The organism is Pleomorphomonas sp. JP5, assembly GCF_023721815.1.
In the GTDB taxonomy this organism is placed as follows: Bacteria; Pseudomonadota; Alphaproteobacteria; order Rhizobiales; family Pleomorphomonadaceae; genus Pleomorphomonas.
In genome coordinates, this window is sequence record NZ_JAMDLI010000003.1 from 1 (window position 1) to 14,689 (window position 14,689).

Consider the following 14,689-nt stretch of genomic DNA (forward strand, 5'->3'; position numbering starts at 1 on the left):
AAGGCTCCGCGCCGACGCCCGACACCGCCGTCCGTAAGGAAAAGACCAACGCCAGAAACGAACTCAGAACTGGATAATTCCTGGGGGCAACGTCATCAAGAACCTTCATAGAGGGGGTGTTGCCCCGGTCCACGGTCGCGAAGATCGCAGCAAGGGATGTGTCTCGGACGGCAATCAGTTGCTCGACCGCCTCGCATATGAGGCCAAGGCCGCGGTGTCGCGGCAGGAGCCAGTAGCCAAGCTCGGCAACCGGGCGTCCGACAAGCCCTATGACACCCATGAACTCGTCCGACTCCCTTGACGTTATGGCGTAGGCCTGAGGCGGGGTCGTCCGTGCGTTCTCGGAAATGAAGCTCGTGGCATCCTCAAGGCGATAGGGAAAAGGCACCGTGGGCAGCCACTGCGCGGTGTTCCAGTCGTTCATGGCCTCAACAAGCTTCGGTGCGTCCTTCATGTCGAGGGCGCGCAGGCGAACACGGGAGGTATCTATGGCATTCGATGACATTCCCCTTGCCTCTTCTCGTTGGTAGCGGCAGCGCATCCGCCCGTGTGTCACTCCGGCCGCGACCAGACGTAGGCGCCGATGAGCACGAAGACCGCGGCAACGATTACCAGGAGCAGCAAGCCGGGCTCGCTGCCTTTGTAGAAGGCATAGAAACCGAGCGCCATGCCGATCGTCGACAGAAGCTTGCCCGATCGCGGGATGGCGCCTCGCTCGCGCCACGCGGAGAGAAGCGGGCCGAACCGGCGATGCGACAGCAACCACGCTTCGAGCCGAGGCGACGAGCGCGCAAAGCAAGCGGCGGCAATCAGGAGAAAGGGCGTTGTCGGCAGAAGCGGAAGCACTGCGCCAATCGCGCCGATGACCACCATCAGGCAGCCGATGATCATGTAGGCTTGGCGCATACCCCAACCGTTTCGTCGCGGCAAGCGAGGGCCCCCCGTCGCCGCGACGAAGACTATGCGAGACGTTCGCAACGGACAACTGCCAGCGAGCGGTCGCTTCGGTTGCCGGCGGCAGGGGCGTCCCGAATAGCCTTCGGTGGAGACTTTTGCATGTATACGTAATATCTCGTATAGTTTGGATCGTCGTCATCTTGACGCCGCACCGGCTTGATGTTTTTGTCCGCGGGAAAGCTGTCGCGATCGCAGGCCGCCATGTCGTGATCGACCGGGCCGCGACGCAACGCCGGAAAGGACCGAGACTTGATCACTCTGAACCAGCCGTCCACCGCCTTCACCCGTTCGCTCGCCAGCTCCAGCCGCGCCGTCAAGGTGACGGCGGTCGTGTTCGGCTCGCTGCTGATCGCCGCCGCGTCTCAGATCGAGGTGCCGTTCTTCCCGGTGCCGATGACCATGCAGACGTTCGCCGTGCTGCTGGTTGGCCTGCTGTTCGGCGCCCGCCTCGGCGCTGCCGCCGTTGTCACCTATCTTGCCGAAGCGGCCATCGGGCTGCCTGTGCTGTCGGGTGGTGGATCGCTGGCGATGCTCCTCGTCAAGCCGGCCACCGCCGGATATCTCGTCGGCTTCGTCGGCGCCGCCTTTGTTGCCGGCCTGATCGTCGAGCGGACCGCCGGTCGGCTTTGGGGCGTGGTCGCGGCAGCCGTTGCCGGCGAAGTGGTTCTGATGACGCTTGGCGTGGCCTTCCTGGCCTGGCTGATTGGAGCCGAGAACGCGGTCACCTATGGCTTCGTGCCGTTCATCCTCGGCGATCTGCTGAAGATCGTGCTGGCCGTGGCTGTTGCCCGAGGCGTCGGTCGACTGTCGCTTCCGGCTGCGCTCTGAACATCGCTTTCCTGAAATAACCTTCCAGACGGCCGCCTGGTTTTCCGGCGGCCGTCGTTTTATGTGAATACCGCGCTTTTCTGCGTCGAGATTCAGCCTTTGGAAACGATCGTCTCTCAGACTACGAACCTGCGGGGGCGGCTGCGACCATTCTGTCGAGCCGGGGAGTGTCGAGGGCGATGATCAGATCGGGCGCAATCGAGAAGAGGCGGCTGCGCGAGCTCTATCGCTACCGCATTCTGGATACGCCTCCCGAACCCGAGTTCGATGGCCTCTGCGATCTTGCCCGCAACTTGCTGGGCGCCGAGGCGGCCGTCATCACTTTCCAGGACTCCGATCGTTCGTGGTGCAAGGCCCACGCTGGGCGGCATGTGCCGACGCTGCCGCGCATGGCATCGGTCAGCGAGCAGGCGGTCATTTCCGGCAAGGCGGTTGTCTTCGAGGATCTCGCCAACGAACCGTTGTTTCGCGACCATCCCCTGGTGCAGGGCGAGAATGGCATGCGTGCCGCCGTCGGCGTGCCCATCGAGGTCAAGAAGGGGCTTTGCGTCGGCGCCGTCGTGGCGATGTTCGACAAGCCTCGCAAGGTGGCCAGCGCAGATATCGAGAATCTGCGGCACCTCATGCGTGCCATCGTCGATCGGCTGCATCTCCGCCGCATTCGCATAGAGCGCGAGGTCGACCATATTGCCCGCGCCAAAAAGGATGCCGAGATTGCCGCTCAGAAGTGGGAAATCGGCAAACAGCGGCGCCTTCTGGAGCAGACGGCTCGTCTCGCCCGCATCGGCGGCTGGGAGTATGAGGTCGGCGCAGACCGCATGATCTGGTCGGCGGAGATCTATCGTCTGCTGGAACTTGACGAGGCGGGCGCGCCGCCTGACCTGACGACGCTGCTGGGGTACTGCCAGGAGGAAGCCGCCGGTGAAGTGCGACGGCTGATCGTCCGCGTACTGACGCGGGGGGAGTCCTTCGAGACGGAAATACCGCTGATCACCGAGTCCGGCCGGCGACGCTGGGCGCGCTGCGTTTGCGAAGCGGAAGTCCAGCGGGGCAAGGTCGTTCGGCTCCTTGGTACGGTGCAGGACACGACGCTGCAGCGGGCGACCGAGGAAGAGGTCAACTTCATCGCCACGCACGACATGGTGACGGGGCTTCTCAATCGCGCCGTGTTCCAGGAGCGGCTCGACCGTGCGTTGACGTTCCGGGCGCCCGTTCGCACCGTTGGCCTCTATCTGATCGACGTCGACCACTTCAAGTCGGTCAACGACACGCTTGGCCACCATGCCGGCGACGTGCTGCTCGCAGAGGTGGGACGACGGCTGCGCGAGGCGGTCGGCGAACTTGGTATTGTTGCCCGGCTCGGCGGCGACGAGTTCGCGCTGATGATGCCGGACTGCGGCGGCGAGAGCGAGCTGGTCGCCATCGGCGAGCAGATGATGCGCGGCCTGCAGGAGCCGATCGCCTACGAGGCGGAATCGATCCCGGTGACCATTTCCGTCGGCATCGCACGCGCGCCTTCGGGCACGCCCGCCGATCAGTTGTTCAAGGATGCCGACATCGCCCTCTACGAGGCCAAGGGCGAGGGGCGAAACCGTTTCGTTCTGTTCGACCGGGCGATGCGCGAGGCGATCGAGCTGCGCCACTCAATCCTGAGGGCGATCCGCCAGGCCATCGACAGGGGCGACCTGCGCCTCCATTACCAGCCCAAATACTCGCTTCGCACGGGCGTGCTGGCCGGGTTCGAGGCTTTGCTGCGCTGGCACCGGCCGGACGGCTTCATCGCCAGCCCCGGTTTCTTCGGGATTGCTCTCGACGACCCGCAACTCGGCCTCGCCATCGGCGACATGGTCATTCGCGAAGCGGTGCGCCAGGCCGCCGACTGGCGCGCGCGTGGCATCATCTTCGATCACGTGGCGATCAACGTCGCCACGCCGCAGTTCCGGCGGGGCGATCTCTGTGACTGCCTTACCGCCGCGCTCGAGGAGTTCGACGTGCCGCCGACGGCCCTGATGGTCGAGGTGACTGAGAACGTGCTGCTGTCCAAGGTGGCCGACGAAGTGCAGACGACGCTGTCGCAGCTGGCCGGCAAGGGCATCAAGATCGCCCTCGACGATTTCGGGACCGGCTATGCCTCGCTGAGCCACCTGAAAGACTTTCCGGTCGACCTACTGAAGATCGACCGCTCCTTCGTGGCGACGCTTACCGAGGAACGCGAGAGTCGTTCCATCGTGCGCGGCATTACCGCGCTTGCCCACGACCTTGGCATACCGGTCATCGCGGAAGGCGTAGAGACCTCCGCCCAGCGCGACATGCTCAGGCATTTCGGCGTCGATTTCGGCCAGGGCTATTTGTTCGCGCGCGCCATGTTGCCGGCGCAGATCGAGGCGACGGGGCTGGTCAGCCGGGTGGCGGCCCAAGTGCGCGCCTGACAAAAAACGTCGCCGACCGGGACGATCCGATCGGCGGCACTGTTTTTCGGACTCGGTGCGGCTGTCAGGCGGCGATCGCCGCCGCTTCCCTTGCCAGCTTTTCGATGCGGGCCCAGTCGCCGGCCTTGACGGCATCGGCCGGCGCCACCCAGGAGCCGCCGACGCAAACGACGTTCTTCAGCATGAGATAGTCGGCCGCGTTGTCGAGGCTGACGCCGCCGGTCGGGCAGAACACCATTTCGCCGAGCGGGGAGGCGAGCGCCTGCAGATACTTCGGCCCGCCGGCCGGACCGGCCGGGAAGAACTTGACGACCCGGTAGCCCTTGTCGCGGGCCACCATCGCCTCGGAGGCCGTGGCGACGCCGGGCAGCAGCGGAACATTGAGCTCAATCGCCGCGTCGAGCAGGTCCGGCGTGGCGCCGGGGCTGACCAGGAACTTGGCACCAGCTTCGACGGCCGCCTTGGCCTGGGCGCGATCGAGCACGGTGCCGGCTCCGACCACGCCGCCTTCGATCTGGCTCATCGCCCGGATGGCGTCCAGCGCCGCAGGCGTCCGCAGGGTCACTTCAAGCGCCGGCAGGCCGCCCTTGACCAGCGCGGTGCCGAGCGGCACGGCGTCTTCCAGGCGGTCGATGATCAGCACCGGAACCACCGGCGCACGGCGGAGGACGGCGAGAAGGGCGGGGGTGTCGAACATGGCGGGTCCTTTGCATCGGCATTCGCTGGCGTGGCAACCTGTTCGCGCCTGACGGCATGAAAGCATCAGCTCGCACCAGCTGGTAGATGGTGGCAGGATCACCTACGACGCCGCGAGCATCCTACCATTCCACACTGGTATGGCAGAAAATGGCCGGATCAGCCACTCGATTCCCGAATGACCAGATGCGGAGCTATGAGTTTATGCTCGAACGGCGGCTCGTCCCCGACGATCAGCGCGTAGATCGCGCGCGCCGCTTCCCGGCCGATCTCCTCGGAGCCGTTTTCGACCGTCGTCAGGGCTGGCGCCCAGGTTTCGGAGCCGTCGACGTCGTCGTAGCCGGTAACGGCCATGTCGATGCCCGGACGAATGCCGAGGCGTGCGAAGCTGCTCATCAGGCCGAAGGCAAGGACGTCGTTGAAACAGACGACGGCGGAGGGGCGCGGCGAGTGACCCGCGATGATCTCAGCCGCCTTGCGGCCGTCGCCCTGGGTCATCAGTTCGGGGACGTCGAGCACCGGGGTCAGGCCGGCTTCGGTCATGGCCTCGCGGAAGCCGGCGTAACGGTCGCGGCCCGACGATGTGGAACGCAGGCCGCCGACGAAGGCGATGTCCTTGTGGCCCTTGCCGATCAGGAGACGGGTGATCTCGTACATGCCGTGGCGGTCGTCGCCCCGTACGCTCGGGGCATTGGCGCCGTCGACGTCGCGGCAGACCAGCGTCACCGGCGTGCCGGTGCGCATGATGGCCTCGATGTCGGCGACGGTGGTGCCGACCGACGGGCATAGCACCAGACCGTCGGCGTTCTGCTGCTGCAGCACCTGGACGAAGTTACGCTGGCGCTCGATGCTGTCGCGATGATTGCAGATGAGGATGGTGAGGCCGTAGGTCTCGAGCTCGCTCTCGACGGCGCGGAACACCTCGGCGAAATAGGGGTTGAGCACGTCATGCACCACCACGCCGACGATGTCGGTGCGGGCGGTTCGCAGCGAGGCGGCTTGCCGATTGTAGATGTAGCCCATCTCGGCAGCCAGCGCCTGAACGCGCTTGCGCGTTTCGGCCGAGACGGCCGGGTTGTCGCGCAGCGCCAGGGAGACCGTCGCCGTCGAAACCTCCAGCTGCGCGGCGAGCTGGCTCAGCGTCACGCGGCGGCGGCGGAATCGGCGAAGGTCTTCCCGTTTGTTGGTGGTCATCGAACGTCCTGTTTTCTGCCGTCTCAATCGATCACATGAAACATAAGGACGGGCGGCGTCAACTGAATTGCCTACGTACGGAACCGGCTGCCGGCGCTTCCCTCAGGAACGCGTCGCGGCCGCCATCTCGCGGGCGTGCACGACGCGCTCGCGGTGGAAGAGATAGAGCCCCGACGCGACGACGACGCCGGCTCCGACGAGCGTCCAGATCGACGGCACGTCGGAAAAGACGAGATAGCCGGAAACGACCGTCCAGATGAGCTGGACATAGCCGTAGGGGGCGAGCGTGGCGGCCGTGGCGAAGCGATGGGCGGTCATCACCAGGAAGTGGCCAAAGCCGCCGGCGGCCCCCATGAAGATCAGGCCGGCCCAGACGAGGGGTGACGATGGCGTCTGCCAGACGACGAGAAGCGGGGGAATCAGCAAGAGGCTCGGCACCGCGGCGAGCGAGATCACCAGCGACCCGGTGTTGACGCGCGTGGCGAGGTGGCGCGTGACGAGATTGTAGACCGCGCCGGACATCATCGACGTCAGCGCCAGCAGCATGGCCGGATGGAATGTGCCGAAACCTGGCTGGGTGATCAGCAGCACGCCGAGGAAGCCGACGGCAATGGCGCCGACACGGCGGATGCCGATCTTCTCATGCAGGAAGACCACCGACAGCAGGGTGATGACCATCGGCGACAGGAAGCCGATGGAGGTCACTTCGGCGACCTGAAGGTAGTGCAGGGCGCTGAAGTTGGCGAGTGTCATGACCGTCAGGAGCAACGCCCTGAAGATCTGCAGCCCAGGGCGCTCGAAGCGCCAGGCGCCGGGCGAGGACAGCGGGTTCAGCACCGCCATCGCCATCAGAAGGTTGATGACGTAGCGGAACCAGGACACCTCGATCACCGGCAGATGGTAGCTCATCGCCTTGGCGGTCGTATCAAGGCAGGCGAAGACCATGGTCGACCCGAACAGCGGGATCAGAGCCTTGAGCGGCGCGCGGGTCGGGGGAACGATCGGCTTGGGCGAGGGCGCACTTGGCCCGGGAAAGGACATCGACGATTTCGCTGGCAGGTAACGGGCTGGGCACCGGCGCGGAGACGCCGCCGGATCGATTCAAAATCATACTAAAGTATTGTTCTGGCCGATGTAAGCCCGTTCGTTGAAGGCGCCGTCAGTCAGTGGCGCCTTCCTCTGCCTCCTCGCGCAGGATCGGTGCGGCCGGCTTGGCGACGGTTTCGATCATCTCTTCGTCGTCATCGTCGGCATGGGCGGCGACGCCGGTTGGCAAGAGGTTCTTTTCGATCTGGCGCAACAGCTTCTTGAGGCGCTTCCGGTCCTTCTCGTCGAGGCCGGCCAGCGCTTCCTTCTCGACGCGCTTCCAGACGGCATCCACCGCGCCGGCCCGCTCGCGGCCGGCGTCGGTCAGGAACACACGGGCGAGGCGACCGTCCGCGCTGGAGGTCTGGCGGGTGAGCAGCCCCTGTGCGCCCAGGCGGGAGATCATCTTGGTGACGGTCGGCGGCTGGACCGCGAGCTCGGCGGCGAGTTCCGACATCGACTGGCCGTCGCGCTCGGCCAGCGCCTTCAGCACGGCCTCCTGGCCGGGATGCAGCCCGATGCGGCCGAGGTGGACCGCGGCGCGGGTACGATGGACGCGAGCCGCCTGCACCAGGCGGTGAGTGACGCTCTTGCGATGGTTGAAGCTCATGCCCCTCGTCTCCGTCGTCGGCGCCGGCCGACGGGCCGTCGCTCTACACCTTTGAGTGATCCCCTTTTCACATGGAACTATGACACTTATTTAGGGGCCGAAGATTTTTCCATAAGCCGCCGTCCGCCTTTGTCGTGCGTCCGTCAGGAGGGCGTGCTAGGACAGCGGTCCTCTTATCCGTGGAGATGCGCATGTCCGCTCCGGCCGCCACCCCGTCCATCCCCGTCACCGTTCTCACCGGCTACCTCGGCGCCGGCAAGACGACGTTGCTCAACCGTATCCTCACCGAGGACCATGGCAAGCGCTATGCCGTCATCGTCAACGAATTCGGCGAGATCGGCATCGACAACGACCTCGTGGTCGATACCGACGAGGAAGTGTTCGAGATGAACAACGGCTGCATCTGCTGCACCGTTCGCGGCGATCTGATCCGCGTCGTCGAGAATCTCGCCAAGCGGCGCGGCAGCTTCGACGCCATCCTGGTGGAGACCACCGGCATCGCCGACCCCGTCCCGGTCGCCCAGACCTTTTTCATGGACGAAGAGGTGAGGAAGTTCGCCCATCTCGACGCCGTCGTGACGCTGGTCGACGCCAAGTTCTTCCTCGACCGTCTCGGAGACGCGCCTGAGGCGGAGGACCAGGTGGCCTTCGCCGACGTCATCGTGCTCAACAAGACCGATCTCGTCACGCCGGAGGAGCTGCGCGAGGTTGAGAAGACGCTGCGTCAGCTCAACCCCTACGCCAGCATTCACAAGGCCACCCGCTCGGGCGTTGCGCTTGATGCCGTCCTCGACCGCGGTTCGTTCGACCTCGATCGCGTGCTGGAACTCGACCCGTCCTTCCTGGAGGCCGACGAGCACGATCACGACCATGTTTGCGGGCCGGACTGCGATCACGATCACCACCACCATGATCACGACCACGATCATCACCATCATGGCCACGAGACGCACCATGACACCGAGGTCACATCGGTGTCGCTGAAGACCGGCGAACTCAACCCCGACAAGATCCTGCCGTGGATCTCGGAAATCACCCAGGCGCAAGGTCCCAACATCCTGCGCCTCAAGGGCATCCTGGCCTTCCCCAACGAGCCCAAGCGCTACGTGGTGCAGGGCGTGCACATGATCGTCGAAGGTGATCTGCAGCGCGATTGGAAGCCCGGCGAAGCCCGCGAGAGCCGCCTGGTGTTCATTGGCCGCAAGCTCGATCATGCCGAGCTGGAAGCCGGCTTCAAGGCCGCTGCTGCTTGATCCAGCCTCAAGCGCCGGCGGCGACATCCGTCGCCTTGGCTTCCGCTTCGCTTTGCGCCTGACGGGGCGATGCTCGCCACGTCAGGCTCGCTTCGCGCGGCGCCGCTTGGCGCCGGAAGCCGCTTAGCGGCTTCTGGTCTATCTGCCTCAGTCGCCGGCGGGCCTCCGGCCCTTGGCTTTCGCGCTTCGCGCTGGCGCCACTTGGCGCCGGAAGCCGTTTCGCGGCTTCTGGTTCACGGCCGCTCTTGCATTTGCCAGCCGGATGACGCACTCCGGTCGCATCATTCCTACCAATGATCCGGAGCCGCACCCGTGCCCGAGGTTACCCCGCTTCCGCTTTCCGGCTATGTCATCGACATCCATTATGTGGCCGGCGTGCCAACCTTCGTTACCGGCGACGGGGCCATAGCCCTCGGCACCGCCGGTCGAGTGGTGAAACCGCACGCGGGCGGCATCCTCGCCTCGGCGCTTGCCGCCGACGGCAAGTCGGTGATCACCGGGGGTGACGACGGCAAGGTGATGCGCACCACGGCCGATGGCACGAGCACGCTCGTCGCCGAGCGTGGCCGCAAGTGGATCGACGTGATCGCAGCCGGACCCGGTGGCGCCGTCGCCTTCGCTTCGGGGAGAACCGTGGTGGTGGTCGACGGTACCGGCAAGGTGCACGAGCTGGAGCGGCCGCGCGCCGCGCTGGGCCTAGTCTTTTTTCCCAAAGGGTTGCGGCTTGCCATTTCCGGCTACAACGGCGTCGGCCTGTGGTTCCCCGGCACCGCCGCGCCCGTGCAGGAGCTGGAGTGGAAGGGCTCGCATATCGCGGTGACGCTATCGCCCGACGGCGCCAACGTCGTCACCTCCATGCAGGAGATGGCGCTGCATGGCTGGCGCCTGCGTGACGGCCAGCACATGCGCATGTCCGGCTATCCGGCCAAGGTCAAGTCGATGTCCTGGTCGACCAAGGGGCGCTATCTCGCCACCTCCGGCGCCGGCGTCTCGGTGCTCTGGCCGTTCTTTCACAAGGATGGGCCGATGGGGCAGCGGCCGCTGGAACTTGGCGGGCGCCAGGAACTGGTGACCCGCGTCGCCTGCCATCCCCTCGAGGAGATCGCCGCCCTCGGCTACGACGACGGAATGATCCTGCTGAGCCGCTTCTCCGACCGCGAGGAAGTGCTGCTCGCTCGTCCGAACGGTTCGCCGCTGTCGGCGCTCTCCTGGAGCGGCAATGGCCTTGAACTGGCCTTCGGCTGCGAGAGCGGCGCTGCCGGCCTGATCGACCTCACACGCTGATGACCGCGCTTCGCTCTCCCGTTTCCCTGCGGACCATGCCAGCCGAGCAGGGTGAGCTCGACGCCGCCTACGCGGCGCTTGCCATCCGTGAGAGGTTGCTGCCGATCAAGGTGCCGGCCTTCTACCAGCGCAAGCTTGACGAGGAGTTGGCCGCGCTCGGTCACACCGAGGGGCCGCTTCACCGGATGGTTCGGCCGACCCGCGAGCGCTTTGGCGCGCCGGCCGGGGGAGAGGTGCCGGACTGGGTCGATGACCGCGCCAACATGCCGGTGCCGGGCTCGCGGGCGATCATCCACAAGTATGCCGATCGCGTGCTGTTCATGCCGACGTCGGTCTGTGCCGGTCATTGCCAGTATTGCTTCCGCCAGGACGTTCTCACCGACGCCCATGCCGAAGGCGGCGACCTCAAGGGGCTCTCCGCCGAGGTGGATCGGCTGATCGCCTATCTAGGCACGCGACCGGAGGTGTCCGAGGTGGTCCTGTCCGGCGGCGATCCGCTGACGCTGTCCTTGCGCGACCTTGCCCTGGTGATCTCCGGTATCAGAACCGTCCCCACCATACGGTCGATCCGTCTGCACACGCGTACGCCCGCTTTCGCGCCGAAGATCTTCGGCGACGACAAGAAGCTCGATCTTCTCGCCGAGGCGGATGTTCGGCTGGTCCTGCATTTTGCCCACCCCTACGAGGTCTGCGGCGAGGTGGCGGCGGTGCTCGACCGGCTCGATCGGCATCGCATCCGCCTTTACAATCACTTTCCGCTGCTGCGCGGGGTCAACGACCATCGCGACGTGCTGGCGCGCCTGATCGAGATGCTCGACGATCACCGCGTGCGCACGCTGTCCATCTATGTGCCGGAGCCGATCCGCCACTCCGCGCCGTTCCGCGTGACGCTCGATCGCTTCTTCGCCTTGCAGGACGAGCTGACAGCCACGACGCCGAGCTGGATCAACGCCGTCCGCTTCACGCTCGATAGCCCCGTCGGCAAAGTACGGCGCGAGCATATCGTGGCGCGCGACCGGGCCGCCGGCCTCGTCACCTTCGAGAAGCTTGGCAAGCGCTTCGTCTTCCCAGATTTCCCGCCCGAGCTCGATGTTCCCGGCGACTGCGACACCCTGCTCTGGAAAGGGTGATCAGGCCTGCGCGACAAGGGCAAAGGAGGGGCTCATCAAAGATCCCCTCACCGGCAGAGCTGGTCGGGATGTCCATGCCGCATAGCACGTCAAATGCTCTGAGTTGGCGAGACGAACGCTCGGTCGGTATCAGAAAGCGCCGAACCTTGGCGCCGTGCCGGCGGAAATCGCCGCGCTCTTTGTCATGGTCCGGCCTACCTCTCCTCGGGTTCGACGGTCACGGGTCTTTCCGTCGCCGCCAAAACGGAGAGACTGCCATGACCTCTTGTCGCCTTGTTCCGATCGGCCGTGTGGTCCACACCGCCGAGGGTCCCCTCATGGAGATCGAGCCCGCCTACCGGGATGGTCTCACCGGCCTCGATGCCTTTCGCTGGATCATCGTTCACTGGTTCGCCCACGAGGCCGAGCGGATGGGAGAGGCTCCGCTCGTCCTGCCGGCCCCCTATCGTGGTGCACTGGAACGACTGGGCGTGCTCGCGACGCGGTCGCCCCTTCGCCCCAATCCGCTTTGCATGACCGTGGTGGCGCTCGCCGGCCTCGACCTTGCCGCCGGTATTGTCCGTCCGGGCTGGATCGACTGCGACGATGGTACGCCGATCCTCGACATCAAGCCCTACCAGCCAAGCTTCGACAGGGTGGAAAACCCCGAGCCGCCGACATGGTGTGCCGCCTGGCCGGGCTCGGTGGAAACGTCGGGCGCCTTCGACTGGGCTTCGGTCTTTCCAGACTGACCAGCTGCTTTTGTTTGCCGTTCCGCCGGTGCATGCTGCCGGCATGCGCGCGAACCGGCAGATCATCGAGGACATCATGCGGTGGGTCGACGGCCGGCTTGCCGACGACCTGAGCGTCGCGGCGATGGCGAGACGGGCCGGTTATTCCGAAGCGCACTTCTCGCGCCTGTTCTCGGCGGTGGTCGGCGAGAGCCCGGCCTGCTGGCTGACAGGTCGGCGGGTGTCGAGGGCCGCCGAGTGCCTGCGTTCCGGCAAGGCGCGTGTGCTCGACATTGCCCTGGAGTGCGGCTTTGCCGACGTGACGACCTTTGCCCGAGCGTTCCGCCGTCGTACCGGCCTGTCGCCAAGCGCCTACCGGCGGATCGTGCGTCCCGGCAAGGCGCGGTCGGACGGGTTTGTTCGGGACGAGGGGACGGTGGCCTCGCCCACTTTCTGCCTCTCGGCATTGACGGCCGACGTGATGGCCGATCCGACGGCGCCCGCAAGCCTCTGGCAGGCGCTGCTGGGCCGGCTCGCCGATGGCGATTTGCACGAGGGGCGGCGGGATTTGCGACAGGTGGCTTTCTGGCAGGGCGACCCGCAGACACGCTACACCTGCGCTGTCGGTTGGGTTTGTGGTGAGGGAGATGCCTTGCCGTTGCCTTTCGCCCTGCTGCGCATTCCCGCCGCTCTTTGCCGGCGTTTCGTGATCGAAGGCCCGCATGAACAGTTGGCGATGGCCTACGAGGCGATCTACGGCGACCTGCTGCCAGCCTCGGGCGACCGGCTGGCCGCCAACTTCGTAATCGAACGCCCTCGTCCCGATGGGAGCGAGGGCGTTGAAATCTTGGTGCCGATCGCCGGAACGGTCGGCACCGCCGATCTTTGATGCTATCGCACCAGGATGTTGCGGAAGCTCCAGGGATCGCTTTCGTCGATGTCCTCGGGGAAGAAGCCGGGACGACCGGCGAGTGGCGTCCAGTCGGTGTAGTAGCCCTTCACCGGCCCGAGATAGGGCATCTGCACTTCAAGGCAGCGCCTGTGGTCCATCTCGTCGGTCTCGACGATGCCGGCCTCGGGATTCTCCAGTGCCCAGACCATGCCGGCCAGCACTGCCGAAGTGACCTGGAGGCCGGTGGCGTTCTGGTAGGGGGCGAGTTTGCGCGCCTCCTCGATGGTCAGCTGCGAGCCGTACCAGTAGGCGTTCTTGCCGTGGCCGTAGAGCAGCACGCCCAGCTCGTCGGCGCCGTCGATGATCTTGTCCTCGGAGAGCACCTCGGTTTCCTGCTGCACCTGCCCGCCCTGGCCGAACATTTCGTGCAGGGAGAGCACCGCGATGTTGGCGGGGTGATAGGCGTAATGGCAGGTTGGCCGATACTCGGGGTGGGAACCCTCGCCGACGGTGTAGTAGTCGGCGATGGAGATCGCCTCGTTGTGCGTGACGAGGAAGCCGAACTGCGGCCCCGGCGTCGGGCACCAGGTGCGGACGCGCGTGTTGGCGCCGGCCTGGAGCAGGTAGATGGCGGCCTGACAGCCGCCGTCGTGGTGGCGAGCCGTTTCCGGTTCCCAGGTCTCGCCGGTGCCCCAGCCGAGCTCGGCCGGTTGCAGGCCTTCGGACACGAAGCCGTCCACCGACCAGGTGTTTCGGAAGACGTCCATCGAATGGGGAATCAGAGTGCGCTGGGTGTCGCGCTCGGCGATGTGGATGCCCTTGACGCCGACGGTCTGCATCAGCTTCGCCCAATCCTCGCGGCTTTCGGGCGGCTTGTGGGCGATCCCCATGTCGCGGGCCAGGTTCTCCAGCGCCACCTTGACGAACCAGGAGACCATGCCGGGGTTGGCGCCGCAGCAGGAGACGGCCGTGGTGCCGCCGGGGCTGTTCCGCTTCTCGGTGCGCACGGCCTCACGCAGCCAGTAGTTGGTGCGATGAGCCGGCTCGACGTTCTTGTCGAAATAGAAGCCTTCCCAGGGCTCGGCGACGGTGTCGATGTAGAGCGCGCCGATTTCCCGGCAGAGCTTCAGGATGTCGAGCGAGCCGGTATCGACAGAGAGGTTGACGCAGAAGCCCTGGCCGCCGCCTTGGGTGAGCAGGGGCGTCAGGATCTCGCGATAATTGTCGGGGGTGATCTTCGCCTTGATGTAGCGAATGCCATGATAGGCGAGGATATCCTTGCCGGCGTCGCTGGGATCGATGACGACAAAGCGTGATCGGTCGAATTCAAGATGCCGTTCGATGAGCGGCAGCGTACCGCGTCCAATGGAGCCAAAACCGATCATGACGATGGGACCGGTGATCGTGCCATGCACGGTCGATGAATTCATTCAAACCTCTCCTGTCACGACACCCCTGGTGCCGGAAGATCTCCGCGTCTTGCAGGTCAACGGGAATAGCTAATGACGGGTGAAACGGCGGCGCCTGTGCCTTCCATGCCGTACCCGGCAGACATTAGAGCATGCCGGCGCAAAGTTTTCCAGTCGCGCCCTTGGAAGAAGTTCCGAGGATCGACATTCG

At 65.5% G+C, this 14,689-nt stretch carries 14 protein-coding genes; 7 read left to right on the top strand and 7 right to left on the bottom strand.

Going from position 1 to position 14,689, the window contains the following annotated elements; genetic code table 11:
* Together M4J40_RS03570 and M4J40_RS03575 are read right to left on the bottom strand one after the other, a co-directional pair.
* Nucleotides 1-454 (bottom strand): GNAT family N-acetyltransferase (locus tag M4J40_RS03570; RefSeq protein WP_251752172.1); only part of this gene is annotated, 454 nt, incomplete at its 3' end.
* A gap of 98 nt (nt 455-552) precedes the next feature.
* Nucleotides 553-906: a YbaN family protein gene (locus M4J40_RS03575; RefSeq protein WP_251752173.1), complete on the bottom strand. Its 354-nt coding sequence runs from the start codon at nt 904-906 to the stop codon at nt 553-555.
* A 300-nt stretch (nt 907-1,206) separates the two neighbouring features.
* Here M4J40_RS03575 and M4J40_RS03580 point away from each other — a divergent pair, with 300 nt between their 5' ends.
* Together M4J40_RS03580 and M4J40_RS03585 are read left to right on the top strand one after the other, a co-directional pair.
* The gene (locus M4J40_RS03580; RefSeq protein WP_251752174.1) at nt 1,207-1,785 is read left to right on the top strand and encodes a biotin transporter BioY; all 579 of its coding nucleotides are present in this window, start codon (nt 1,207-1,209) and stop codon (nt 1,783-1,785) included.
* Between the two features lie 179 nt (nt 1,786-1,964).
* Entirely contained in the window at nt 1,965-4,214 is a 2,250-nt protein-coding gene (locus M4J40_RS03585) for an EAL domain-containing protein (protein WP_251752176.1), read from the top strand.
* Nucleotides 4,215-4,278: 64 nt separating this feature from the next.
* Here M4J40_RS03585 and eda read toward each other — a convergent pair whose 3' ends face one another.
* From eda to M4J40_RS03605, 4 genes are all read right to left on the bottom strand, one after another.
* On the bottom strand, nt 4,279-4,911 hold the full coding sequence (gene eda / locus M4J40_RS03590; protein ID WP_251752177.1) for a bifunctional 4-hydroxy-2-oxoglutarate aldolase/2-dehydro-3-deoxy-phosphogluconate aldolase: 633 nt from the start codon (nt 4,909-4,911) through the stop codon (nt 4,279-4,281).
* A gap of 158 nt (nt 4,912-5,069) precedes the next feature.
* A complete protein-coding gene (locus tag M4J40_RS03595; RefSeq protein WP_251752179.1) occupies nt 5,070-6,104 on the bottom strand; it encodes a LacI family DNA-binding transcriptional regulator in 1,035 nt (344 codons plus the stop codon).
* A gap of 102 nt (nt 6,105-6,206) precedes the next feature.
* The gene (locus tag M4J40_RS03600) at nt 6,207-7,145 is read right to left on the bottom strand and encodes a DMT family transporter (protein WP_251752180.1); all 939 of its coding nucleotides are present in this window, start codon (nt 7,143-7,145) and stop codon (nt 6,207-6,209) included.
* A gap of 118 nt (nt 7,146-7,263) precedes the next feature.
* Nucleotides 7,264-7,800, bottom strand: coding sequence for a MarR family winged helix-turn-helix transcriptional regulator (locus M4J40_RS03605; protein ID WP_251752182.1), 537 nt, complete (start codon nt 7,798-7,800; stop codon nt 7,264-7,266).
* Between the two features lie 191 nt (nt 7,801-7,991).
* Here M4J40_RS03605 and M4J40_RS03610 point away from each other — a divergent pair, with 191 nt between their 5' ends.
* The 5 genes from M4J40_RS03610 (at nt 7,992) to M4J40_RS03630 (ending at nt 13,066) form a co-directional block, all read left to right on the top strand.
* The gene (locus tag M4J40_RS03610; RefSeq protein WP_251752184.1) at nt 7,992-9,053 is read left to right on the top strand and encodes a GTP-binding protein; all 1,062 of its coding nucleotides are present in this window, start codon (nt 7,992-7,994) and stop codon (nt 9,051-9,053) included.
* Between the two features lie 312 nt (nt 9,054-9,365).
* Nucleotides 9,366-10,337 carry a WD40 repeat domain-containing protein gene (locus M4J40_RS03615; RefSeq protein ID WP_251752187.1) on the top strand — a complete coding sequence of 324 codons (972 nt, stop codon included), beginning with the start codon at nt 9,366-9,368 and terminating at the stop codon, nt 10,335-10,337.
* Nucleotides 10,337-11,467: a radical SAM protein gene (locus M4J40_RS03620; protein ID WP_251752189.1), complete on the top strand. Its 1,131-nt coding sequence runs from the start codon at nt 10,337-10,339 to the stop codon at nt 11,465-11,467. The genes M4J40_RS03615 and M4J40_RS03620 overlap by 1 nt, the downstream gene beginning before the upstream one ends.
* Nucleotides 11,468-11,724: 257 nt before the next feature.
* On the top strand, nt 11,725-12,198 hold the full coding sequence (locus M4J40_RS03625) for a TrmO family methyltransferase (RefSeq protein WP_251752190.1): 474 nt from the start codon (nt 11,725-11,727) through the stop codon (nt 12,196-12,198).
* A gap of 43 nt (nt 12,199-12,241) precedes the next feature.
* Nucleotides 12,242-13,066, top strand: a complete 825-nt coding sequence (locus M4J40_RS03630) for an AraC family transcriptional regulator (RefSeq protein ID WP_251752192.1) — start codon at nt 12,242-12,244, stop codon at nt 13,064-13,066.
* Nucleotides 13,067-13,068: 2 nt separating this feature from the next.
* Here M4J40_RS03630 and M4J40_RS03635 read toward each other — a convergent pair whose 3' ends face one another.
* Nucleotides 13,069-14,499: a homospermidine synthase gene (locus M4J40_RS03635; RefSeq protein WP_251752194.1), complete on the bottom strand. Its 1,431-nt coding sequence runs from the start codon at nt 14,497-14,499 to the stop codon at nt 13,069-13,071.
* Nucleotides 14,500-14,689: the final 190 nt, after the last annotated feature.

Excerpts from the sequence above, each read along its gene's own strand:
- M4J40_RS03585 (WP_251752176.1), top strand. The coding sequence starts at position 1,965 with ATGATCAGATCGGGCGCAATCGAGAAGAGGCGGCTGCGCGAGCTCTAT.
- eda (WP_251752177.1), bottom strand. The coding sequence starts at position 4,911 with ATGTTCGACACCCCCGCCCTTCTCGCCGTCCTCCGCCGTGCGCCGGTG.
- M4J40_RS03575 (WP_251752173.1), bottom strand. The coding sequence starts at position 906 with ATGCGCCAAGCCTACATGATCATCGGCTGCCTGATGGTGGTCATCGGC.
- M4J40_RS03625 (WP_251752190.1), top strand. The coding sequence starts at position 11,725 with ATGACCTCTTGTCGCCTTGTTCCGATCGGCCGTGTGGTCCACACCGCC.
- M4J40_RS03620 (WP_251752189.1), top strand. The coding sequence starts at position 10,337 with ATGACCGCGCTTCGCTCTCCCGTTTCCCTGCGGACCATGCCAGCCGAG.
- M4J40_RS03600 (WP_251752180.1), bottom strand. The coding sequence starts at position 7,145 with ATGTCCTTTCCCGGGCCAAGTGCGCCCTCGCCCAAGCCGATCGTTCCC.
- M4J40_RS03635 (WP_251752194.1), bottom strand. The coding sequence starts at position 14,499 with ATGAATTCATCGACCGTGCATGGCACGATCACCGGTCCCATCGTCATG.
- M4J40_RS03595 (WP_251752179.1), bottom strand. The coding sequence starts at position 6,104 with ATGACCACCAACAAACGGGAAGACCTTCGCCGATTCCGCCGCCGCCGC.
- M4J40_RS03610 (WP_251752184.1), top strand. The coding sequence starts at position 7,992 with ATGTCCGCTCCGGCCGCCACCCCGTCCATCCCCGTCACCGTTCTCACC.
- M4J40_RS03605 (WP_251752182.1), bottom strand. The coding sequence starts at position 7,800 with ATGAGCTTCAACCATCGCAAGAGCGTCACTCACCGCCTGGTGCAGGCG.
- M4J40_RS03630 (WP_251752192.1), top strand. The coding sequence starts at position 12,242 with ATGCGCGCGAACCGGCAGATCATCGAGGACATCATGCGGTGGGTCGAC.